The organism is Methanosarcina subterranea, assembly GCF_055385895.1.
Map to the genome: position 1 here is coordinate 386538 of NZ_AP042426.1, position 22301 is coordinate 408838.

The following is a 22301-nucleotide window of genomic DNA, read 5'->3' on the forward strand; positions in this document are numbered from 1 at the left end:
TAAATCAGCACGTAACTGGCATGGAGCGCAATTAACGGAGAAGTGATAAAGATTTCCAGCTCATGCTGTAATTCAAGCAATGGAGACAAAAAGAATTCTCCTTATGATGTGACACTGGCTTTCATAGGCAACCCTAGCGTTGGAAAAAGCGTTTTTTTTAGCAGGCTTACAGGGGTTGGTGTTGAGGTTTCCAATTACCCGGGAACCACGGTTGCACTTAAAAGAGGAAGTGTAAAAGCCAGAGGCAGGACTATTGAAGTTGTCGACCTCCCAGGGATATATTCCCTTGGGGTTGCAAACGAAGATGAAAAGGTAACCAAGAGATTTCTGATTGAAGATGGGCCGGATGTCATTATCAATGTCCTTGATGCGAGCAGGCTTGAGAGAAACCTTTACCTGACCTTGCAGCTGCTGGAACTCGATATCCCTATGGTTATTGCCTTAAATCAGGTGGATCTGGCAGCAGAGCTCGGAATTCTTATTGATGCGGATAAACTTTCAGACCTCCTGGGCCTGCCTGTAGTCCCCACTGTTGCAACCTGGGGAGTAGGGCTTGATGAGGTAGTGCTTATAGCTCTAGAAGAACAAGGAAAAGTCCAGGAGCACCACAGGGTAAGGTACAGCCAGTGGATCCGCCAGGCTCTGTCCGGTCTTGACCATGCTTTTCCGGATACCTCTCAAAGTGTTAAGATTGCAGCTCTGCTGAATGACGCCGAGTTTGTGGAACTCTGCTGTATGCCGCCTGAAGCCAACGCAATTCTCTCTTCTGCCAGGCGCTTCAGGCAGAACCTTGAGATCGAGCACGGAATTTCAGTTCCCGATACCGTCGCAAGAGACCTATACGGAGAATCCGGGCATATCGTGGATAGAGTAGTCTCAGCGTTCGAGCCGAAAAAAAGGTTTCGTGATAGGGTAGATAGAGTTCTTACCTCTCCTAACTTCGGGATTGCAGTTCTAATATCTGCGCTGCTCCTTACATTTCTTCTCGTCTTCAGGATAGGGGGCTTTCTTGAAACCTGGATCGTGAACGATCTTTTTGAGCCTTATGTGATCCAGCCAGTGGAAGCAATGACTCTTGGCATGGCACCTATTTTCAGAAACCTGATTCTTTATACTTTGCGGGGTGTGGAAGCCGGGTTTGCAATTGCAATCCCGTATATTGCAGTTTTCTATGCTATCCTTTCCATATTCGAGGACTCAGGCTACCTGACCAGGGCAGCTTTTCTCCTGGACAACCTGACGCATAAGCTCGGGCTTCATGGGAGAGCTGTTATCCCTCTGGTTCTGGGTTTTGGCTGCAATGTCCCTGCAATAATGGCAGTACATGCCCTTGGAACCCGGAGGGAGAAACGGATAGCTTCACTTCTCATCTCTCTTATTCCCTGTTCCGCAAGGACAGTTATCATCCTGGGACTTGTAGGGACCTTTGTTGGTTTCTGGCCCGCTGTCTCTATCTATGTACTCGAAATCCTTATCATTGCAGCAATGGGCTGGGTTCTCGGAAGAACTCTCCCGGGCCAGAGAAGCGGCTTTATTATGGAAATGACTCCCCTTCGAAAACCTGAGCTGAAATCCACTCTCAGGAAGACTTGGATGAAAAGCCGTGAGTTTTTATATATCGCTTTCCCACTGCTGCTGGCAGGGAGTGCATTCCTGGGAATTGCCGATGCCCTTGGCCTTCTCTCTATTTTCCAGGATTTTGTAGAACCCGTATCTGTAGGGCTTCTGGGACTTCCGGCTTTTGCCGCAACAGCTCTGGTCTTTGGAATTCTCAGAAAGGAAATGGCTCTCCAGATCCTTGCAGTACTTGCAGGTACAGCCAACTTTGCAGCTGTAATGACTCCACTTCAGATGTACCAGTTTGCAGTTATAACAACCATTTATGTCCCGTGCGTGGCAACTATTGCAGTACTCAAGCATGAGCTTGGAACAAAGGACACGGCTATGATTGTTATTTTCACCATACTCCTTGCTCTTGTGGCAGGCATTTTAATCCGGATTTTCGGGCCTCTTTTTCTTTAATTCCCGAGTTTCGCTTCCCGAGTTTCGCTTCGGGATCACAGGAAATATTTGATTTCCTGGGAGTTGCACTGCAAGTGCAACAGCGCGCGTCCTTTTAGCTACGCTCAAGAGGACTAATTTATGGGTTATATCAGTGAGCTTTGCTCAATAGGAATAGTGCAGGCATCTCTAACCCGTACAACCATATCCGCTATAATGAGTCATTTCTTTCTTTTACGCGAGACGCATAATTCCATTAAATAGAGTGAAAAGCGATATTTTAAGGGAAAGTTGCTTAATTTATGCTATTAATTAAAGGATCAAAAAACAGCCACTATCTTTCATCGGTTTTCATGTTTATTCTCAGGAATGTGGGCTTTTATATGCGGAGCACAATTTTTATATATTACTAAACTCTTTTACTTCTTTCTCTTCTATTCTCATGTTATCGTAAATTATTAATACTTCATGCATCGTGTTTATTGCCGATGACTCGGATTACCGATCACTTACACAAAAACGTGCTCAGTGTTATTATGGATATTTTCGAAATGGACCATTTTCGAGAGCCGGAAGATGAAGAGGTTCAACTTTTCCTTGTAAGCACAGGAACCCACGGTTCTATTGTTAACGAGAGTGCTCTTGAGATTGACTGCAGTACATCCCCTAAAATCCAGGAGAGGCAGAGTGTACTTCTCAATTTCGATGAATCTATTCCGTCCATTCAGTAACACTTTCCTCTATAAAATTTCGACCCCTGTTGAAATCCAACTCTTTAACTCCTTTCGTTTTAGAGTTAATTCTTGGGTTTCATTCTCTATTTTGTAAAAACCCTGGACTGAAGGCTCTTTCTTGCTTACATGAAATTATTAATTGTATCCCGTATTCTGGACTTTATCTCTAACTTTTATATTGCCGTTTATTCCTGTAGTTTCACTTTACCCAGCCTTCCGTTTTATTCATCCTTCCGGGAAATAGATTTGCACCTGATATACCTATTTAACATTTTTCGTACAGAGTATATAGAAAAATATTTATCCTACTTTTCTGCTTCTTTTCTCTTCAAGAAAGTTATTTTCTTCAAGGAACTCACTTAAATCCTGAATGATATTATTCTATGCTCGAAAATGAGATCTGCCGGTAGTGAAATCTGTTCGAAAGGTGGGCATTTTAGCAGTCAAATAATTCTTTATAGGAAGATCCAAGGAAAAAGATCCATTTTTTCAAGAGTATTTTCGGTCTATCTCTCCTGTTTTCAGTCTCATTTGGCTTTAAAACTTCTCCCTTCGGAATTTTATATTTTATGCAATTTCTTCTGTTCTGCTATATGGTTTCTGCAGCCGTTTTCAGAAAGATTAATAAAGTTATCTTATTATAATATAATTTAGAGTTATTTAGAGCCAGCTGAATACTATCGATTACCATATATATATAAAGTAAGATTACATCTACTTTATACACATTATTTAAATTTGTATGATCAAATCAATTTAATTATATTATACCGACTCTCCATTCTAATAAGAACTTCAGACATAAGGAAATCCGGGACCCGATTTATTATCAGAGGTATTTTCATGAGAACTGGACAGAGGGACGTGCACAATACACCGCTTAAAAGGCGACTGTCAATAACATATGAAGAGCTCGAGACTCTCAAAAAATCAATCAAGATTTCGGTTCTCAATGAACTGCAGGCCGAAATGGAAAACAATTCTGATCTGGATTCTTTTAAGGACCAGATCCTTTCCGAAATCAGGACCGAATTGATGGAACTCCCTGATTTTGCATCAATGAAGGCTTCGATTCTTGGTGAATTGCGAGCTGAATTAAGTTCTGGCAGAGAATATGAATCAGGAACAATTGACCGGCGGCTCAAAGAAATGGCAGGAATTCAGGACGGACTCGTCAGGGAACTGCTTGACCAGAAAATGCTTATAAAAAAATTGGAAGCAGACGTTGAAAAACTTTCCGGAGCTCTGGGATGCATGCAAAACACCATTTCTTACTCTCCTCCCCCTGTTTCCGTTCCCGTCCTCGAAGACCCGCTTGACCTCCCCCCTCTTTCCAGAAAGCCAAAACGTAAACTTGAGTACAGGAAAGAGAACCCTTCCGCACCCGAGCTGATTGATTTCAGGGAAGCTCCTGCATCCCTGCCAGGCACAAATGCAAAAGTTCAGCTGAAAATAAGAGAGGTTGAGCCCAGAGAACTCGACGAACAGGAACCTGTCGAAACAAAGTGTGAATATATTATCGCCGAGAGCGGAGACCGAAAACGGCTTAGAAGCAATCTGAGGCAACCAACTACAGTAAGAGAGGCTCCTGGGGGACAATCATTTCCTCCAAGACAGCCATCTTCTGCGAGGCACCAGTCTCCTTTGAGATACCAATCTCATGTAAAGGCAGAACCTGTAAGAGCTCGACCTGATGAAGATTATAAGTGCGAGTATATAATCGCTGAAAAGGCTCAAAAAAAGCGTTTAATCGATGAATCCGTGGATCTTCGGGATAATGATGATGCGGAGATTATAACCTGTAACCGGAAAGACTCCCGGGCGTAATGAGGCTGAAAAAACGGAAATTTCCCCAAAAACGCAATAACTCAGAGGCATTCTGTGTACATAAAAGAGATTGAGTTCGTTAATTTCAAGTCCTTCGGAAAAAAAGTGAAGATCTCCTTTTACAATGACTTCACCACTATTTCCGGTCCTAATGGTAGTGGGAAGTCAAATATTATAGACGGGATCCTCTTTGCACTCGGGCTGTCGAGCTCAAGGACCCTCAGGGCTGAAAAACTCACGGACCTTATTTACAATGGTGACGAGGCAAAAAAGCCTGATTTTGCCCAGGTTACGATCCGTTTTGACAATACTGATCGCAAGATGCCATTAGAGCTTGATGAGGTTGAAATCTCAAGAAAGGTCAGGCGGACAAAAAACGCATACTACAGCTATTTTTACTTTAACGGAAAAGCCGTAAGCTTGGGAGAAATCCATTCCCAGCTTGCAAAGGCAGGGGTAACGCCTGAAGGTTACAATGTGGTAATGCAGGGAGATGTCACGCAGATCATTTCCATGACTTCTGTAGAGAGACGAAAGATTATTGATGAAATTGCCGGGGTTGCGGAATTTGATGAGCGCAAGCAAAAGGCGCTCGGGGAGCTGGAAATCGTCAGGCAGCAGGTCGAACGCGTGGACATCATCCTTGAAGAAGTACGTACCCAGCTTGAAAAACTTGCAGGGGAACGAGACCAGGCACTGAAATATCAGTCTCTGAAGACTGAAAAAATTAAATTTGAAGGCTATGTCCTTCTTTCCAAGCTCAAGGATGCCAGAACAGAACTGGAAAATGTGGACAAAGAACTTGCAGGCAAGGAAGAGCACTTTGAAAAAGTCCAGGTACTGCTGGATGAAAGGGTAAAGGAATTAGAAGCTCTTGAACAGGCCCTTGAAACAATTTCGCTTGAAATCCGGAAAAAAGGGGAAGATGAACAGCTGCAGGTCAAAAGGGAAATCGAAGAAATAAAAGGGGAAATTTCCCGATGTGTGGATAGCATTGAGCTTTCGGAATCCGAACTTGAAGAAGCTGATGCAAAGCGTAGAAAGGCATTTGTTGATATTGATTCCATAAAAGGCAAGGTCGGGGAGCTCGAAGAGAAAATAGAAACTGAGAATGTGAGAAAAGAAAGCATTTCTGCTGAGCTGTCCGAAAGAAAAACCGAGCGTATGCTGCTTCAGAGCAGGATTGCGGATGTGGATGCAAAGTTTGCAGCAACAAGAGACGAGCTTATGGCTGCCCGCAAGAAGCTCGAGGGTGTTAAAAACGAAAAGAACGAGCTTATCCGTAATGAAGACAGGCTTCTCGATACTCTCAGAAGAAAGTCATCGGAACTGCGGGATATTGAAAACCAGATACGGGATGCAGAATCTGCAGTCACTGCCTCTGACAGCGATACCCTTTCTGTCCAGTACGAGATTGAAAGACTTACTAAAAATCTCGACTCCCTAATAAAAGACCGTGACGATATCGAAAGCAGCCATTTCAGGATCAAAGAAGATATAAGGAAACTTGAGAGCAGACTTCACGGTCTCCAGCAGGAATATGCAATCGCTGAAGCAAGGGTCCGGGCTTCGGAACAGGGTGGAGGGTATTCAAGGGCTGTGGAGATGGTTATCGGGGCTTCCCGGCAAAACGAGCTATTCGGAATTCACGGGACCATTGCGCAGCTCGGAAAAGTTGATCGCAGTTATGCGGCTGCCCTTGAGGTTTCTGCAGGGAACAGAATGCAGGCAGTCGTTGTGGATAATGATCGTGATGCTGCAGAGGCGATCGAATTCCTGAAGCGGAGAAAAGGCGGGCGGGCTACTTTCCTTCCGCTTAACAAAATGAAGGATTCCAGAAGGCTTGAGAGCCTCAATTATGAAAACGGAATAATAGGGTACGCAATCGATCTTATTGAATTCGATCCGGATTTCGAGCCTGCTTTCTGGTATGTTTTCCAGGATACTCTTGTTATGGAAGATCTCGCCAGTGCCCGCCGCCTCATGGGAAAAGCAAGGATGGTCACCCTCGAAGGTGAACTCCTTGAAAAGAGCGGGGCAATGGTCGGAGGTTCCCTTTCTTCAAAATCGGGGATTTCTTTTGCTGCCGCGGAAAAAGACAAACTTCTCGAGCTTGCAGGGGAAATAAAATCCCTTGATGCAAGCCGGACTGCAGCGATCAGTAAACAGGACAGCATTGAAAGCCATGTTTTTGAGTTGAGTAGAAAGATCCGCGATTGTGAGGCTACTATCTCCAGAAAAGAGCTCGAACTTCAGGAGATTTCTGGCAGGGAAACCAAACTTGCAGAACTCCTTGAGGCTAAACAGGCAGACCTGCGGGAAATTGAAGAGTCCAGGGCAGATCTCAGGGCTGAAATGGACAGGGTAATTGCGGAAAAGACTGAGAAAGAAGACGCTGCAGCTGAACTCGAGGTTCAGGTTGCCGAACTTGAGACAAAACTTGCTGATTCTCCTCTACCCGAGATAAATAAAAAAGCCGATTTTGTGGATGAGGAAATCCGCAGGCTTGAAGGCAGGATCAGGGATACTGAAGCCAGCCTGAATGCCCTGCAGCTCGAAAAGGAATATGCGGAACAGAAAATTGCCGAAGCCAAGGAGCTTATCAGGGAACTTGATGAAAAGAAAGCTTCAAGGCGTGAGAGAGTGGATTCTCTTAAGGCAAAGATTGCAGAACTCGAGGCGCAGCTTGAGGAAAAACAGAAACGAGAAATTCAACTTTCCGACGAGCTTATAGGGCTCCAGAAAGAAAGGGAAAATGTTCAGGCCGAACACAATGCAGTAAAGCGAAGGGTCAGTATTGCTGCAACCACCCTTGAAAAGGCAAAACAGCAGGTACTTACGCTCACAGCTACGAGAAGCGCACTTTTTGACCAGGAAAAGCAGCTTCTTGAAGAGATACAGAGAAGGGGCATAGAAGAGACCTCCGAGGTCCCGAGTTACGAAACCGTTTACATGAGGATCCAGGCAATCGAAGAAGCCATGCGCAGGCTTGAGCCTGTAAATATGCGGGCAATCGATGAATATAACGAAGTAGAACTCAGGCTTTCAGACCTGCAGGGCAAACGCGATACTCTCTTTACCGAAAGGGAACAGCTCCTTGAACGCATTGACCAGTACGAGCAGCTCAAGCGGGATACCTTTATGGAGGCTTATACAAGCATAAATGCCAATTTCAAAGAGATTTTCTACGAACTTTCCGATGGCATGGGGGAACTTCTTCTGGAAAACCCTGATGACCCCTTTGCCGGAGGGATGACTCTTCGAGCTCAGCCGAAAGAAAAAACTCTCCAGCGTATAGAAGCCATGTCCGGAGGAGAAAAGAGTCTTACAGCACTTGCCTTTATTTTTTCAATCCAGCAATACCGCCCTGCTCCTTTCTATGCCTTTGACGAGATTGACATGTTTCTTGACGGCTGGAATGTAGAAAGAGTTTCAAGGCACGTTAAAGTTTCAGGATCAAAAGTCCAGTTTATCGTTGTTTCTTTAAGAAAACCCATGATCCAGGCTGCAAACCGGACGATCGGGGTTACCATGCAGGAGAATAATATCACAAGTATAACCGGAGTGAAGCTTAATGGCTGAACTTATAGATAACTCGGCACTCGACATTTCCGGACTTCCTTCCCCTGACGTTCGTGAATCCGGGGAAAAGGATTCTCTTTTTTCAAACCCCGAAATTTTCGGGCTTCCGACCACTCTCTCATACCTCGGCGTCGATTGGGCTCTTCTTGACCTCTCAGAGTTTGATACCTATGAACCTCTGGGCATTATGGTCGAACTTGCAAAAGACGGGAAGATCAATCCCTGGGATATTGATATTGTGCAGTTAACTGATACTTTTCTACACAGGATAGAAGAGTTTCAGAAAATGGACCTGAGGATTTCTTCAAGGACTCTCCTTTATTCAGCTATCCTCCTCCGCATGAAGTCTTCAGTAATTCTCAGGACAGGGGAAGAGGAAGAAGATGACTTTGACTCTGGGTTTTTTGATAATGACCTCCCTGAGCCGGACGAGTTTCCTATCCCAAAGCTTCCTATACGCCGCCTTTCTACAAGACCGGTCACACTGAACGAACTTATTCTGGAACTTAAAAAAGCTGAAAAAACACTTTCAAGGAAAAATGAAAAGAAAGCTCGTCTGGCTGCAGAAGAACCTGATATTAAGCATGATCTCCTGACTACCGGAGATGTGCTCGGGATTGCCCATGACGAGGCTATCATATCGAGGCTGGCACTTATCTGGGCAAGGCTCGTTGAGCTATTTATGAAGCAGCCTGTTGTGGAGTTTTCTGACTTTCTTCAACTGAGCGAAGACCAGATAATGGATTACCTTTCTCTCCTCTTTCTTGCTTCGAGCAGAAAAATCTGGCTTTTCCAGAATGAACTTTTCGGGGAACTGTATATTTATCCTGGAGAAGAATCCGGTTTTTCCACTGAGGGCAATCCGCTTCTTTTCCACCAGATGAAACAGGGTTTAACAGAAGATATTTCAGAGCCTGACTTTTCCCGGAGAGAAAGGTTCGCAGGCAGTAAACCTCCGGTTGAGTACACAGATGGAGAGCCTGACGAAACCGGATATCCTGAGGTTCTTTCCTTTGAGCCGGAGCATATAGATGCGGACTTTCCTGAAGAAACACGTTAACTTAACTGAAGAATAACCTTATCCTTTTTTCTGGTCGTGAAACTTATGAGTGAGCTTGAAATTATCGAAGCGGCTCTTTTTGCTGCGGGCAGGGCAGTAAGCCTTGAAAAACTTATGAAAATTACCGGAAAGCCAAAAAAGAATGTCTTCTCGGCAGTACAGGAGCTGACGGAGGCTTACTCTTCCCGGGGGTCAGGCATTGAAATTCTGGACCTTGGAGAACGTTACGTCATGCAGGTCAAGCCAGAGTATTCAGAACTCATGCGGGAGGTTGCCCCAAAAGAACTTTCAGCCCCTAAGCTCCGGACCCTTTCCATGGTTGCCTATCATCAGCCCCTGCTCCAGTCCGATCTGATCGAAATGAGGGGCAGTGGAGCCTATGACCATATAAAAGACCTGATTGAAAGAGGATTTGTTGAGTCTGTGCCCAGCGGGAGAAGCAGGCAGCTTTCCACAACCCCGCTGTTTGCAGATTATTTCGGGCTCAAAAGGAACGATCCTGAAGCCATAAAGGAGAAAATCATTGAGCTGTTAAGGGTGCAGGGAGAACAGAGTGAGATCAACCTGTGGGTCGGAAAAAAGACCATTGCTGTGACTCCAATGTATGAGTCCCTTATGGGAATGTGCGGAATTAAAGACTATTTTGTTGCGAATGCCTATCGCCCTTCTAAGGAAGAAATATCCCGCCTGCTTGAGGCCGACGTGCTTGTGGTCTCTGCCGGCTATCTTGATACCGTGAGGCAACACTGCGATGGAGAAATCCTCGAGGTGCGTTCAACAACCTTTGAAGACCTTATCGAAGCAATCTCTCTAATCTCTGAAGAACTTTCCGATGAAGTGGACCCTAAAATGGTAGCAAACACTCTTCAGAAAATCAGGGATACCCGGGAAAAATATGTATCTTCGGCTTTCCTCGTTGAGAGGAAGGTAAGACCTGCAACTGAGATGGTTTCGAGGCTCGTAAATGACCTAAATATAAGAATTTCTACAGACGGCGTCCTTGTTGCTCCTGATTATGGGACTTCAGGTGAGGGAGTGAGCATAGGGAAAGGAGCTAAAATCCTGGTGCCCACCCACCGCACTGTAGAGGGGGACCTTCTTGAGAGGGTCTGCAAAAAATACGATTCTATCCTTGAAGGTTTGAATAATTTCGAAGATTGAGGCCCCAAAAAGCCAGCGCGGATGCCTCTAATCTTTCTTACTTTTTTTGAATACACTGGCGCCCACAATTTAAGCTTTTCTGTCGCATTTATATTCTATATATATAGCATTTATATACTATGCGAGGCATTTAACTATAGCTTTATATACTGGTTAGAGGATATTACTTTTTGCTTTATATACTGAGGGTTGACTAATGAGCGAATCTAGCATTAAAATTGAAAACGTGGTCGCATCCACCAAACTCGCTGAAGAGTTTGATTTAACTGTGATTGAATCCAAGTTCGAAGGCGCCGAGTACAACAAGCAGAAGTTTCCGGGGCTCGTCTACAGGGTTTCTGACCCTAAAGCCGCTTTCCTGGTCTTTACTTCCGGAAAGGTTGTCTGTACGGGAGCAAAAAACGTTGCTGATGTGCACACAGTTATTGGCAATATGGCAAAAAAGCTGAACGGTATAGGGATCGAGACAATAGAAAACCCGCAAATTACTGTCCAGAACATAGTTGCCTCAGCAGATCTGCGCACTATCCTTAACCTCAATGCAATTGCAATCGGGCTTGGGCTTGAGAATATCGAATACGAACCCGAGCAGTTTCCCGGTCTTGTATACAGGATCGATGACCCTAAAGTAGTTGTGCTTATTTTCAGTTCCGGTAAACTGGTAGTCACAGGCGGAAAAACCCCCGAAGACTGTGAGAGGGGCGTGGAAGTTGTTCGTCAGCAGCTTGATAACATGGGGCTTTTATAAAACCCTCTAACCTTTTAATCTGGTGTATCCATTTTAATCTGCCTCCTGCGGAAGGGATACGGATAGAATACCTAAAATAAAAACGGATTCTGCGGCAAGCGTAGAGGCTCCGGCAAAGGATATGTGTGAAACGTGAACAGTGCAGATGTTTGCATCCTTATTCCTACCCTTAACGAAGCTTCAACTATAGGGGAGCTCATTAAAGATTTCAAGAGAGAAGGATTTTCCAATATTCTGCTAATCGATGGAAACAGCAGGGATGGAACAGCGCAAATTGCAGAGGCAGAAGGCGCAAGAGTTGTCCTGCAGACCGGAAAGGGCAAAGGACAGGCAATGATCCAGGCTTTCGAACTTATCGAGAGCCCCTATGTAGTATTGGTCGACGGGGACGGGACTTACCTTGCAAAAGAAGCTCCTTCTCTTCTTGAGCCAGTTCTGTCAGGAAAAGCCGACCATGTTATAGGTAACCGACTGGAAAAATATTCCCCAGGGGCGTTTACAAAACTAAACCTGATGGGTAACCGCTTGATAAACTTACTTTTTGATATTGCTTATGGGGTACAGTTAAGAGATATTCTTTCAGGTTACCGTGCGTTTACGCTCGATAGTATTAGAGAATTGGAACTTAACAAGACAGGTTTTGAAATAGAAACCGAAATCTCTGTTGAGTGCGTCCTGAAAAAACAAATAGTCGAAGAGGTGCCGATTACTTATCTTCCCAGAAGTGAAAAAGGCGTAACCAAGTTAAATCCGGTAAAAGACGGAATAAGAATAGGTTCTACTATCTACAGGCTTGCAAAAGTGCATAATCCTATGTTTTATTTCGGGATTATAGGTTTTATCTTTATTATTGCAGGTCTGTTTACAGGAACCTATGTGGTAGTCGAGTGGTTCCGGAATATCACCCATATTCTCCTTTCAGTTCTCACGACCCTGTTTATTATATTCGGACTTCAGATGTTTATCTTCGGAATGCTCAGCGACCTTATAGTTACTCTCCACAGGCAAACAGTCAGCTTAATCCAGGAAAAAAATAAGCAGAGAAAATAATTAGAAATAATAAGCAGAGATAATAATTAGAACCAATAAGCAGAGATATAATTAGAAATAATAAGCAGAGAAAATAATCAGGAGATCTCTCAGTTTCCAGGTTACTCCTTAGCTTTTCTCAGATATCTTTTCAGCTATTTTCCTCTATTTCTCTTTCTCTGAATTTCAATTCATTTGATTTTTTTTTCTGTCTTATTCTATTTATATTCCATTTTCTTCTATCTTGTTATTTCTTTCTTTATTCTTTCAGAATTATTCTTCACCCAACACAAGTTTACTTGCGTTTTACTCAACATTGCTTTGAGACTTCTTTATAAAAGAATTATTTTAATCGCAAACTTTATATTTTCGACATCAATGGGCACGCAAGTAAAGTAAAGTTGATTATGGTTAAAGTTAATTTTTTAAATAGTGTTATATATAATTAATTGCCTTTTATGATCTAACTCACAATCCCTTTACTTACACATGAATCTTGCATTATATTCTTACAGACTAATCTTACAAATAAATGAAAGCTTGAGGTAATAAAGATGACAATTGTGGAAGATGCACAAAAAGGAATTATCACTGAAGAGATGAAGATTGTCGCAAAGGACGAAGGGCTTGACCCTGAATTTGTCCGCCGTGGTGTTGCAGCCGGAAGAATCGTTATTCCAACATCTCCTTACAGGCAGGTCAAGATCTGCGGTATCGGAGAAGGGCTCAGGACCAAGGTTAATGCCTCCATTGGTGTATCCTCGGACATTGTGGATCCAGAGATGGAAGTCCAGAAGGCAATAGCTGCAGAAAAAGCAGGTGCTGACACCCTTATGGAGCTCGGGACCGGCGGAGATTTCCTTGCAATCAGGAAAAAAGTCATTGACAGCATCTCCCTTTCAGTAGGCTCAGTTCCTCTCTACCAGGCTTTCATTGAAGCTGCAAGAAAGTATGGTTCAATCGTGCACATGACAGAAGACGAGCTCTTCAACGCAACAGAAGCCCAGGCAAAGCTCGGAACCAACTTCATGGCAATCCACACTGGAATTAACAATATTACTCTTGACAGGCTTAAAGCCCACGGCAGATACGGTGGACTTTGCTCCCGTGGCGGCGCCTTCATGAGCTCCTGGATGCTCCACAACGAAAAGGAAAACCCTCTTTTCGCAAACTTTGACTACCTCGTTGAGATCCTCAAGGAACACGAAGTCGTCCTCTCCACAGGAAACGGCATGCGTGCAGGTGCAGTCCATGACGCAACCGACCGCGCCCAGATCCAGGAGCTCATTATCAACTCCGAGATGGCTGACAGGGCACACAAGCAGGGCCTTCAGGTCATTGTCGAAGGTCCTGGTCATGTCCCCCTCGACCAGATCGAAACCAACGTAAAGCTCATGAAAGAAATGAGCGGCCACAAGCCCTTCTACATGCTCGGACCTCTTGTTACCGACATCGCCCCCGGCTACGACCACATCGTAACTGCAATCGGCGCCTCCGTATCCGCATCATGCGGCTGTGACTTCCTCTGCTATGTAACTCCTGCAGAGCACCTTGCACTCCCTAACCTCGAAGACGTTATCACCGGAGTCAAGACCTCCAGGATTGCAGCTCACGTCGGCGACATGATAAAGTACCCCGAAAGAGCAAGACAGTGGGATCTCGACATGGGCAGAGCAAGAAGGGAACTCGACTGGGAAAAGATGTACTCCCTTGCAATCGACCCCGAACATGCAAGAGCAGTCAGGAACAGCAGGGCACCCGAAGACACCGACGCATGCACAATGTGTGGCAATTACTGCGCCCTGAAGATCGTCAACCAGAGCTACAACCTCGCAAAATAAACTTCAAAAAAGTAAAGTAAGGCCCCAGGGCTTTACTTTCTCACCTTTTCTTTCATCCTCATTTTTTGTCTTTTACTTTCTGGGTTTATTCTGTGCTTTTTCCTGTGTTTTTTGCCGCGAATTTGCTTGGCATAGCAGGATTTATGCTTTTTCCGAAATTGATCCCGCAATTTTCAGCACTTCGGCCTTATCAAGTGCTCCTCTCAGACTCAGGTCAACATTTCCAAGCTCCCACTTCAACACTTTCATGTCCCCTAGGGTAAGATACTTTCCTTCTTTCCCGTTGATCGAAACGTCTTCTGCAGAATTCATGATTGCAGCATCCGGGGCCTGACCTTCATATACGGTTTCCGTGATCACCATATTTTCTTCTCCCTCTTTGTAGGTCAGGACGACCGTTTCGGCAGCCTGTCCTTCAGGGGCCGTTTCACTGGTATTGTAGGCTGTAGCATAGCTGAACTCATAACCTTCTGGCAAGTACTCCGGGACCAGGATTTCAAATCCGACACGTTCCTCAGCTTCTTCGAGGCTTAACTCTTCAGGAAGTTCGGTATCTCCGGGATCCATGGTCTTTACGGTTGTCCCTTCCGGAATTTTAAATACAAACTCGGAATCAGGAATCCCGGTGTTTACTTTAAGGTCCCGGATTTCTACTCTTGAAGTCAGTGTTTCATTGCTATCGTACATTTCATATCCGAGGAACATCCAGGTTTCTTTGTCTATCCAGACTTTTATGCTGTATTCAGAGGCCTGTTCTCCTGTTTCTTTCGGAGTCCCTTCTAGCAGGTAAGCTTTCCTTCCTTCAACTTCCTCTGTTCCGAGCAGGGATAGGCTCGTATCATTAAGGGCAATTTTTATGAGTGAGAGATAGTTGTTCTCGGTTAGTTCCTGGGTATCGGGGATCTTTGTTTTCATGACTGTGTTTGTCCCCGGGGCATAGGTCCACCTGAATTCCCCATCCGAGAGCACGAGCGTCTCTTCTTCCTTTCCCGGCTCTTCAATGAAGTTTTTTATCATGTGTGGTTTTTTGTACATTGTCTTAAATTCGTTTTCCACGACCTGCTCCCCTATATAGTAGGTCATGTGCATTGTGTACGAATAATCTTCAATGCTGTTCTGTTTCTCCAGCATCCGGGTTGCAATCTCTTCGGCACTCGGTTCTTTTTCCGTACAGCCCGATGCGAAGAGGACCGGAATCAGCAGAACCAGTAATGTAAGTGTTGTAAGTGTTTTCTTGTCTGTCATTTCCTTCACCACTCTATTTTCGGGTTTTTTCCAAACTTCTTTCCTGGCGGTTGAATCCCTCCCATCCCACTCAGGGGCAAAGATCCATGATGAAACCTAAAGCAATCTGTTCGTCTCCATCAGGGCCTGTCAGGTTTTCAGGAGGATATGATTTCCCAAACTCCCTTGTTTCTACAGTTACCCCTTCCGGAACTTCGAATTCAAATTCGGAGTCCGAGATGCCCGTGTTGATTTTCAGGTCTCGTATTTCGTATTTTACTGTCAGGTTTTCGCTGCTGTCATATGTCTCATACCGGAGAAGTGTGCCTGTCTCTTCATCTATCCAGAATTTTTCCCTATATCCTGAAAGAGATCCACCTTCTCCCTCTACTTCTCCCTCTCCCCCTTCTTCTTTATCTTCCTCTCTTTCTTCCCATCCATTTTCGTCGGAGTTCTTCACCAGCAGGTATGCGGGTCTGCCGTCTATCTCTTCTGTCCCGAGAAGGGATACACCACTTTTATTCAGGAGGTCTTTAATGAACCCTGTATCACTTTTTTCTCCAGACTCTTTCTCTGCAGATTCTTTTTCTTCGGATCCGGAAGTTTCAGGCAGTTTTACTTTTATGGTGGTGTTTTTCCAGGGGTAATAGGTCCACATGTACTCCCCGTCCGAGATCTCTACTTTTTCAGGATCTTTTCCCGGCTTTTTTGTTAGAATTCTGTACATGCCAGGGTTCTTGGACATAACCTCAAATTCCCTTTCCAGGTTTTCTCCTTCAAAAAATAAGTTCAGGTGTATTATACATGAGTAATCTTTGATATTGCCCTCTTTTTGCTGTATCTGTTCTGTAATTTCTTCTACTGTAAGTTCCTTTTCTACAGTGAGTTTTTCCCCGCAGCCCGAGTTAAATAAGGCAAGTGTCGTTGCAATAAATGCGACAATAAGTACGGGCAGTAATGTCTTTGTTTTCATTTTCTCCGTCTTCTAACTTTTCCTTTATCTTTTTCTTCGTTCTTTTGCCTGAATTTATGTTTTCAGAAGCGTGCTCAGAAGTTTAACCCTTTTTTAATATAACTCTTCCGGAATAAGTTAACAATCATTTGTCTTAATTGCGAAATCTATGTGCATTCATTGGGACATTTTGCTGGCTAAAATTATTAATACTTTTTTTAAAACTTTTGTCCATTAAAAACCGGCAGCTTTTTATTCTACCTCTTAAATTTCTATATATATTTTACTATATTTTTTGGGAAGTTTGGACTTGCTCCTCCCGGAAGTGGGAATGAGCCTGTTTACATACAAATCGAGGTAAAGTTTTATGAAAAGGGAAGTTTTTACATGGCTTGCGGTTTTCGGGATATCGCTGTTTTTTTTGTTTTTACAGGGTGTGGAGCTTCGGCTGAGAATGGGGTCGGGGTACCTTCTGAAATCCGAAATGAGGAATATACATTTGAAGAGCTTAATCCCGATGAGATTACTACGGTATGGAACGACTCATATCTCTTCAGCAGCAGGGAAGCTGCTCAGGAAGAGCTTGAGAGGCTGAAGCAGAGGTCTGTGGAGATCAGCGAGACTTTCCGTCCGGAATTCGAGGAGCTTTCGGGACCTGTCTTGCTGGACTACATTGAAACCAAAAAGGAGTTTTCAAGGTCCTTTGATATCCTGTATATTTATGCATACACTGGGCTCAGCAAAAACGTAAATGACCAGTTCTTTTCATCTCTTCTTGCGGACACCCAGGATCTGGCTACGGAACATGAGAAAGCCGTTGCATTTGCCACTGTAAAGCTGACTTCACTCTCAACGGATGAATGGGAGCAGCTCTTTTCCGAGGAGCCCGAGCTTGAAGAGTACCGGCCCTATTTCGAAGCTGCCTATATCAGGTTTGCAGAACACAGGCCAGAGGACGAGGCCCAGGCCGCATACCTTGCAGATATAGAGAACCAGCGCATGAAACTCCAGACCGAGGCATTTTCTAAGATTACGAACAATGTCACAAGGGCAGGGAATATAACCCTCGAGAGCGAAGAAGAATATGCAGTCAACTCCCAGTCCTTCTATACTCTGCTTTCAACAGACCAGAGCCAGGAAAACAGGAAGAGATGTTATGATCAGAGGTTTTACCATCTGATTGACGAATCGGACTCGATGGCGACCCTCTATTCTGAAAAAGCCCGGCTTGATGACCTTGCCGCAAAGGAGTTGAAATATACCGACTCTTACGAAAAATGCCTTTACCGCCTTTATCTGACTGATTCTCAGGTTGACGGGATGAATTCTGTCTTCAAGGAACGAAAAGACATATTTGAAGGCTACAACGATTTCAGGAAAACAAAGCTCGAGCTTGAAACCCTGAAACCCTATGACCTCTTGCTGGAGTTAACTGAAGAACCGGGAGAAGAGTATGCTTATGTGACTGCTCTGAAAGGTATCCAGAAGTCCTATGCCGGAATGGACCCACGCTTCAATGATATCTTTCTGGAGATGGCTACAGAGAATTTCATAGATGTATACCCTGACCCCGAAAACGGAAAGCAGCCCGGAGGTTACTGTTACGAACTCTGTGCCCTGCATGCCCCAGCTCTGATTTTTATGAACTATAACGGTATGATTTCGGACCAGAAAACCCTCACGCATGAACTGGGGCACGGGATTCATTTCTATCTGATGGGTAACTCCGTGGATTACCTCTACTGCTCCGGCCCAACTTACGAAATGGAGGTCCCTTCCACTTTCAACGAAGAACTCTTTGTCGATGATGTGGTCGAAAACTCCGATCGTGATACTGCTGTTGCAGTGCTCTCCCAGTATATAGGTGAATATCAGAACTATTTCGCTTTCCAGCCTATGATCACGGAATTCGAGTATAAGGCCCACCAGCTCTGCGCTGAAAAAAGCGATGAAAACGGAATTGTCAGCGGAGCAGAACTCAATGCCCTCTGGACTGAATTATATAAAGATTACAGGAGCGACTCCATCGAATACTATGCCGAAGACTCTGCAGAATGGACCAACATCAACCACATCTATCTGGCAAATAACTACTACACCTTCAACTACGCAGTTTCGAAAGCAATAACTCTCGCCCTCTTCAAGCAGTACAGGGAAGACCCGGAGGCTTTCAATGAAAACTACATAGCCTACCTCTCTGCAGGCTCAATGCTGACTCCCGAGGAAAAACTGAAAAAATACTTCGGGATCGAAATCAACAGGCAGCTCTTTGAGGATGCTATGGATGTCGTGGAGTTGAGGATCCAGCAGCTTGAGGAGCTTGAAAGGGAGAGGAGCGGTCCGAAATTTGAGTCTGCCGCAGAAAGCCTGAATGTCTATTCGGGTTCGTTCTGGAATTCGCCGCTGGGAGAATGATCAACGGAAGGTTCAATGAATTGAACATTCTGAATGAATTGAACACTCTGAATGAATCGAATACTCTGGGGCTGTTGAGGACATTTAAGTGTCCTCTGCCTCCAGATTCTTTTCTTTTTCGCTTTTTTTGCCCCCTGAAAAGTTTTTTCCGCTCTTTGAAATGCCCTGCTCTTTATGCGGGTCAGGCATTGGATAAACATTTCTACCATAAGCGATAGAACTACCTGTAACCGGCAGGAGAACACAGAAATGTACTATCACATAGTTGAATCCCCAATCGGTCCAATACTCCTTGCAGGAGACGAAGAAGGGCTGAAATACGTAAACTTCATGCAAGGTAAAAAGAAAATCGAAGTTCCGGATGGCTGGGTGGAAAACAAAGAATTTTTCAAGGAAATTTCCGGGCAGCTTGAAGCTTATTTTGCAGGGCAACTCAAATCTTTTGAAGTAAAGCTGGCTCCCGAAGGCACGGAGTTTCAGAAATCCGTCTGGAAGGCTCTATGTGAAATCCCTTATGGGGAGACCAGGACTTACGGAGAGATCGCAAAAAGCATTGGAAACCAGAAGGCTTCCCGGGCTGTGGGGCTTGCAAACAACCGGAATCCGATCGCAATAATAGTGCCATGCCACAGGGTTATCGGGGCAAATGGAAAACTTACCGGCTATGCAAGCGGGCTGGATGTAAAAGAATTTTTATTAAAACTTGAAGAAAATAATTTGAAATAGGAAAAACACAAAGATTCTATCTCAATTCTCTGTGAATGCTGTTTAGTTCTCTGTGAATGAATCAATTTTTCTTCGATTTATTCCATTTATATACCATTTTCAAAAACAGCAATGCGACTATAAGATAGAATATTACCATAAGAGTAGCCATTATTTCAGTAACCCCTATCATCATTATAAGTCCCATTTTGTTATGTTTTTTAATCTATTTAACATCTGTCAAAAAGATAGATTTTCAGGAGAACCATTATGGAGCTCAAAAATAAGATCGAGAATATTATCAAAGAAAGCGCCGCAAATCCCGGCACTGAAACTCGATATCGTGAGCCTCTCGTAGGCTACGCTTCAGCCCGCGATCCAATTTTTGATGAAATGAAGAAAATCATTAGCCCTCACAACCTGCATCCTGAAGAGATCTTTCCCGAAGCAAAAACTGTTGTCTCTTTCTTTCTGCCGTTTGAAAAAGAACTTGTGAAGCTGAACTGGAGATCCCGGGAGCCTGTAGGGGAATGGATTCTGGCTAAAGGCGAAACAGACCGCCTGATTGGAGAAATCAACGAAAAATTGAAGGCTGAGCTGGCAAAAGAGGGTATAAAGGCAGTCGCACCTTCGATTATTTTCGATTATAAAAGTAAGGGTTTCGACGTTTCATGGTCCCACAAGAGCGCAGCCTACGCTGCTGGCCTGGGCACGTTTGGGGTTCACCATATGCTGATCACAAAGGCTGGGTGTGCAGGCCGCTTTGGAACAATATTGATTTCCGCAAAGATTCCTCCCACTCAACGCCCGACAGAAGAATTCTGCCGCTACAAAAAAGGAGAGAAATGCCTTGTCTGTGTGGATAGGTGTCCGGCTGGAGCTCTTACTATAAAAGGGCTTGACAAGGAAAAGTGTTTCAGGCTACTTCAAGAAAACGCAAAAGCTTTTCCTGAGCTTAACCAGCTTGCCTGCGGGAAATGTGCAACTGGACCATGTGCTCTCAAGTCTCGTTGAAACAGGCTAAATTCTTCTCCTTTCTCTATGGATTTAGAGATTTTTAATCATTCAGCTTTTCCTGGGAAGGTGGACTCAATGTTTAATTTCAGCCCAGTTGTTTATAATTCCGTTAACGAAGTTGAACCGTTCTCCAGGAGATTCTGCTTTACATTTATCCATAAATGAAGGTCTCTGTAAGGCACGCTGATATTCCCTTCGAACATGTCTTTTTTGTCCTTATTATAAAGCAAAAATTCAAGTTTCATACCTGTTCCTTCGAAGGGAGGAGTTATATTAATTGCTCTTTCCAGGGTCTCGTTGTTTTCGATAAATACATTTTTCCAATCCTCCGGCAAAGGCAGAGATGTCTCTTCGAGCCTGACTTCCATTGTATAATTCACGGGCTTCTGCTCATGATTTATAATTCCCACTATTACGGTACCGATTTCCTCGAGCATGTATTCTGTAGGATAGTTCTCAGCAGTACCTTCAGGCCCCAGGATGTAGAATTCAGTAAAGGGTTTCTGTATGGATTCCGCAATTTTCAGCATTTCGGTTTTTTCAAGAGATCCCTTCAGAGTTATTTCAACTCCTTCAAGTTCCCACTGCAGTACCTTCAGATCTCCTCGTGCTTCCAGGTATTTTCCATCCCTTCCATTGATACTTATCTTTTCAGCCAATTTTATGAGACTATTTTCTTCAGGCTTGTCTGGATAGATTGTTATTTCAGCTCCCCCAAGCCCCAATTTCCTTTCGTAAACTGTTTCCTTTATCTGGAAGCTTTCATTCCTCTTTTGATAATTAAGGATAACTATTCTGGAATCCTGACCTTCAGGGGTTACAGCACTGCTATCGTATACCATCGAATAATTGAAAGCATATCCTTCAGGCAGGTACTCTGGAGTGATGATTTCAAAGCTGGCCTGTTGTCTGGCTTCTTCAAGGCTAAGTTTTTCGGAGAGAGAATCCTCTTTAGGGTTTAGGGTTTCTGCACTCAGTCCTTCCTCACATCCCGATGTAAAAATAGCCAGGATTATCAAAACTAATATCAATACTACTCTTGCATGCTTCATTTTATATCAACGACCTATACTCTCCTATTAATTTACAATGCTTACCTGACTTTTTCACATCTTGATATATTTTATCAAATTTGCATAATATGAAATACAAAAAAAGCTGAGTGATATTTATGTCTATTATTTCTCTTACTACGGATTTTGGAGATCTCTATCCTGCAGCCATGAAAGCCGTGATCCTTGGAATCAATCCTGAAGTACAGATAGTTGATATAACTCATTCTATCAGGCAGGGAGGAATCAGGGAAGGCGCTTTTGCCCTGTATTCACTTATCCTGTATTTCTCGGCCAAGAGTGTGCATCTGGGAATTGTCGATCCTGGGGTTGGGACTTCTCGCCGTGCCCTTGCCTTAAAAGCCGGCCGTGAAGGCGAAGAGCAGTTCTTCGTGGGTCCTGACAACGGGCTCATGATCCCTGCAGCCCGCCGCCTTGGGAATATGGAAGTGTACGAAATCACAAATAAGGAAATAATGCTTAAGTCGGGGATCTCGGCAACCTTCCACGGCAGGGATATTTTCGCACCTGTGGGAGCCAGGCTCTCAAAAGGTATGCCGATCGAGGCTGTCGGGCATAAGGTGTCGGATTTTGTGGACCTTGATTTCGAAAATTTCGGAATTGACGGGTCATTTCTTGTAGGAGAAGTCGTTTTTGCTGACAGCTTCGGAAATGTAATTACGAATATTCCGGAAGATGCAGTCCTGAAGTTCCGTAATTTCGGCTCACAGGTGGAAGTAAACGGCAGGAAAATTTCCTTTGTCAGGACTTATGGTTTTGTCGGGAAGGAAGAGGCACTCGCACTTATAGGCAGCCATGGCTTTCTTGAAATTGCAGTTAATAAGGGAAGCGCAGCTCTGCAGTTCGGGCTCAAAAGCGGGAGTCCTGTGGCAATAAGGGTTCTCTAAATATCTATGAAACATTGTTTACTCTTTCCAGCTCCAGGCATGGCC

At 44.2% G+C, this 22301-nt stretch carries 17 protein-coding genes; 13 read left to right on the top strand and 4 right to left on the bottom strand.

The features are described 5' to 3' along the window. Positions 1–42: 42 nt before the first annotated feature. The 9 genes from feoB to thiC all read left to right on the top strand — a co-directional run bounded on the left by feoB (position 43) and on the right by thiC (position 13983). Positions 43–2022, top strand: a complete 1980-nt coding sequence (gene feoB / locus ACZ5A8_RS01630; RefSeq protein ID WP_464531856.1) for a ferrous iron transport protein B — start codon at positions 43–45, stop codon at positions 2020–2022. A 467-nt stretch (positions 2023–2489) separates the two neighbouring features. Next, positions 2490–2732, top strand: coding sequence for a hypothetical protein (locus ACZ5A8_RS01635; RefSeq protein WP_464531858.1), 243 nt, complete (start codon positions 2490–2492; stop codon positions 2730–2732). Between the two features lie 846 nt (positions 2733–3578). Next, a complete protein-coding gene (locus ACZ5A8_RS01640; protein ID WP_464531859.1) occupies positions 3579–4562 on the top strand; it encodes a hypothetical protein in 984 nt (327 codons plus the stop codon). A 54-nt stretch (positions 4563–4616) separates the two neighbouring features. After that, positions 4617–8144 (top strand): chromosome segregation protein SMC, encoded by a 3528-nt coding sequence (gene smc, locus ACZ5A8_RS01645; RefSeq protein ID WP_464531860.1) that lies wholly within the window; start codon positions 4617–4619, stop codon positions 8142–8144. Next, positions 8137–9204 carry a segregation/condensation protein A gene (locus ACZ5A8_RS01650; protein WP_464531861.1) on the top strand — a complete coding sequence of 356 codons (1068 nt, stop codon included), beginning with the start codon at positions 8137–8139 and terminating at the stop codon, positions 9202–9204. The genes smc and ACZ5A8_RS01650 overlap by 8 nt, the downstream gene beginning before the upstream one ends. Before the next feature lie 45 nt (positions 9205–9249). Next, on the top strand, positions 9250–10365 hold the full coding sequence (scpB, locus tag ACZ5A8_RS01655) for an SMC-Scp complex subunit ScpB (RefSeq protein ID WP_229387543.1): 1116 nt from the start codon (positions 9250–9252) through the stop codon (positions 10363–10365). 196 nt (positions 10366–10561) lie between these two features. After that, positions 10562–11113, top strand: coding sequence for a TATA-box-binding protein (locus ACZ5A8_RS01660; protein WP_229387545.1), 552 nt, complete (start codon positions 10562–10564; stop codon positions 11111–11113). A 132-nt stretch (positions 11114–11245) separates the two neighbouring features. Next, a complete protein-coding gene (aglJ, locus tag ACZ5A8_RS01665; protein WP_229387547.1) occupies positions 11246–12163 on the top strand; it encodes an S-layer glycoprotein N-glycosyltransferase AglJ in 918 nt (305 codons plus the stop codon). Between the two features lie 533 nt (positions 12164–12696). Further along, a complete protein-coding gene (gene thiC, locus ACZ5A8_RS01670; protein WP_229387549.1) occupies positions 12697–13983 on the top strand; it encodes a phosphomethylpyrimidine synthase ThiC in 1287 nt (428 codons plus the stop codon). Between the two features lie 141 nt (positions 13984–14124). Here thiC and ACZ5A8_RS01675 read toward each other — a convergent pair whose 3' ends face one another. After that, positions 14125–15228: an outer membrane lipoprotein-sorting protein gene (locus tag ACZ5A8_RS01675; protein ID WP_464531863.1), complete on the bottom strand. Its 1104-nt coding sequence runs from the start codon at positions 15226–15228 to the stop codon at positions 14125–14127. Positions 15229–15298: 70 nt separating this feature from the next. After that, positions 15299–16180, bottom strand: a complete 882-nt coding sequence (locus ACZ5A8_RS01680) for a LolA family protein (RefSeq protein WP_229387553.1) — start codon at positions 16178–16180, stop codon at positions 15299–15301. 366 nt (positions 16181–16546) lie between these two features. Here ACZ5A8_RS01680 and ACZ5A8_RS01685 point away from each other — a divergent pair, with 366 nt between their 5' ends. Then, positions 16547–18574 (top strand): M3 family oligoendopeptidase, encoded by a 2028-nt coding sequence (locus ACZ5A8_RS01685; protein ID WP_464531865.1) that lies wholly within the window; start codon positions 16547–16549, stop codon positions 18572–18574. 84 nt (positions 18575–18658) lie between these two features. On the opposite strand, the gene ACZ5A8_RS01690 is transcribed toward ACZ5A8_RS01685, so the two are convergent. Next, on the bottom strand, positions 18659–18835 hold the full coding sequence (locus tag ACZ5A8_RS01690; protein ID WP_464531866.1) for a hypothetical protein: 177 nt from the start codon (positions 18833–18835) through the stop codon (positions 18659–18661). Here ACZ5A8_RS01690 and ACZ5A8_RS01695 point away from each other — a divergent pair. After that, positions 18824–19300, top strand: a complete 477-nt coding sequence (locus ACZ5A8_RS01695; protein ID WP_464531867.1) for a methylated-DNA--[protein]-cysteine S-methyltransferase — start codon at positions 18824–18826, stop codon at positions 19298–19300. The genes ACZ5A8_RS01690 and ACZ5A8_RS01695 overlap by 12 nt on opposite strands. Positions 19301–19549: 249 nt before the next feature. Then, positions 19550–20293: an epoxyqueuosine reductase gene (locus tag ACZ5A8_RS01700; RefSeq protein ID WP_229387561.1), complete on the top strand. Its 744-nt coding sequence runs from the start codon at positions 19550–19552 to the stop codon at positions 20291–20293. Positions 20294–20394: 101 nt separating this feature from the next. Here ACZ5A8_RS01700 and ACZ5A8_RS01705 read toward each other — a convergent pair whose 3' ends face one another. Then, positions 20395–21348, bottom strand: coding sequence for a DUF4367 domain-containing protein (locus ACZ5A8_RS01705; RefSeq protein ID WP_464531869.1), 954 nt, complete (start codon positions 21346–21348; stop codon positions 20395–20397). A gap of 119 nt (positions 21349–21467) precedes the next feature. Here ACZ5A8_RS01705 and ACZ5A8_RS01710 point away from each other — a divergent pair, with 119 nt between their 5' ends. Continuing rightward, positions 21468–22256, top strand: coding sequence for an SAM hydrolase/SAM-dependent halogenase family protein (locus ACZ5A8_RS01710; protein WP_464531870.1), 789 nt, complete (start codon positions 21468–21470; stop codon positions 22254–22256). The last annotated feature ends 45 nt before the right edge of the window (positions 22257–22301 follow it).

Coding starts and splice junctions, on each gene's coding strand:
- ACZ5A8_RS01635 (WP_464531858.1), top strand. CDS start 2,490: ATGACTCGGATTACCGATCACTTACACAAAAACGTGCTCAGTGTTATT.
- ACZ5A8_RS01640 (WP_464531859.1), top strand. CDS start 3,579: ATGAGAACTGGACAGAGGGACGTGCACAATACACCGCTTAAAAGGCGA.
- ACZ5A8_RS01650 (WP_464531861.1), top strand. CDS start 8,137: ATGGCTGAACTTATAGATAACTCGGCACTCGACATTTCCGGACTTCCT.
- scpB (WP_229387543.1), top strand. CDS start 9,250: ATGAGTGAGCTTGAAATTATCGAAGCGGCTCTTTTTGCTGCGGGCAGG.
- ACZ5A8_RS01660 (WP_229387545.1), top strand. CDS start 10,562: ATGAGCGAATCTAGCATTAAAATTGAAAACGTGGTCGCATCCACCAAA.
- thiC (WP_229387549.1), top strand. CDS start 12,697: ATGACAATTGTGGAAGATGCACAAAAAGGAATTATCACTGAAGAGATG.
- ACZ5A8_RS01675 (WP_464531863.1), bottom strand. CDS start 15,228: ATGACAGACAAGAAAACACTTACAACACTTACATTACTGGTTCTGCTG.
- ACZ5A8_RS01680 (WP_229387553.1), bottom strand. CDS start 16,180: ATGAAAACAAAGACATTACTGCCCGTACTTATTGTCGCATTTATTGCA.
- ACZ5A8_RS01685 (WP_464531865.1), top strand. CDS start 16,547: ATGGCTTGCGGTTTTCGGGATATCGCTGTTTTTTTTGTTTTTACAGGG.
- ACZ5A8_RS01695 (WP_464531867.1), top strand. CDS start 18,824: ATGTACTATCACATAGTTGAATCCCCAATCGGTCCAATACTCCTTGCA.
- ACZ5A8_RS01700 (WP_229387561.1), top strand. CDS start 19,550: ATGGAGCTCAAAAATAAGATCGAGAATATTATCAAAGAAAGCGCCGCA.
- ACZ5A8_RS01705 (WP_464531869.1), bottom strand. CDS start 21,348: ATGAAGCATGCAAGAGTAGTATTGATATTAGTTTTGATAATCCTGGCT.
- ACZ5A8_RS01710 (WP_464531870.1), top strand. CDS start 21,468: ATGTCTATTATTTCTCTTACTACGGATTTTGGAGATCTCTATCCTGCA.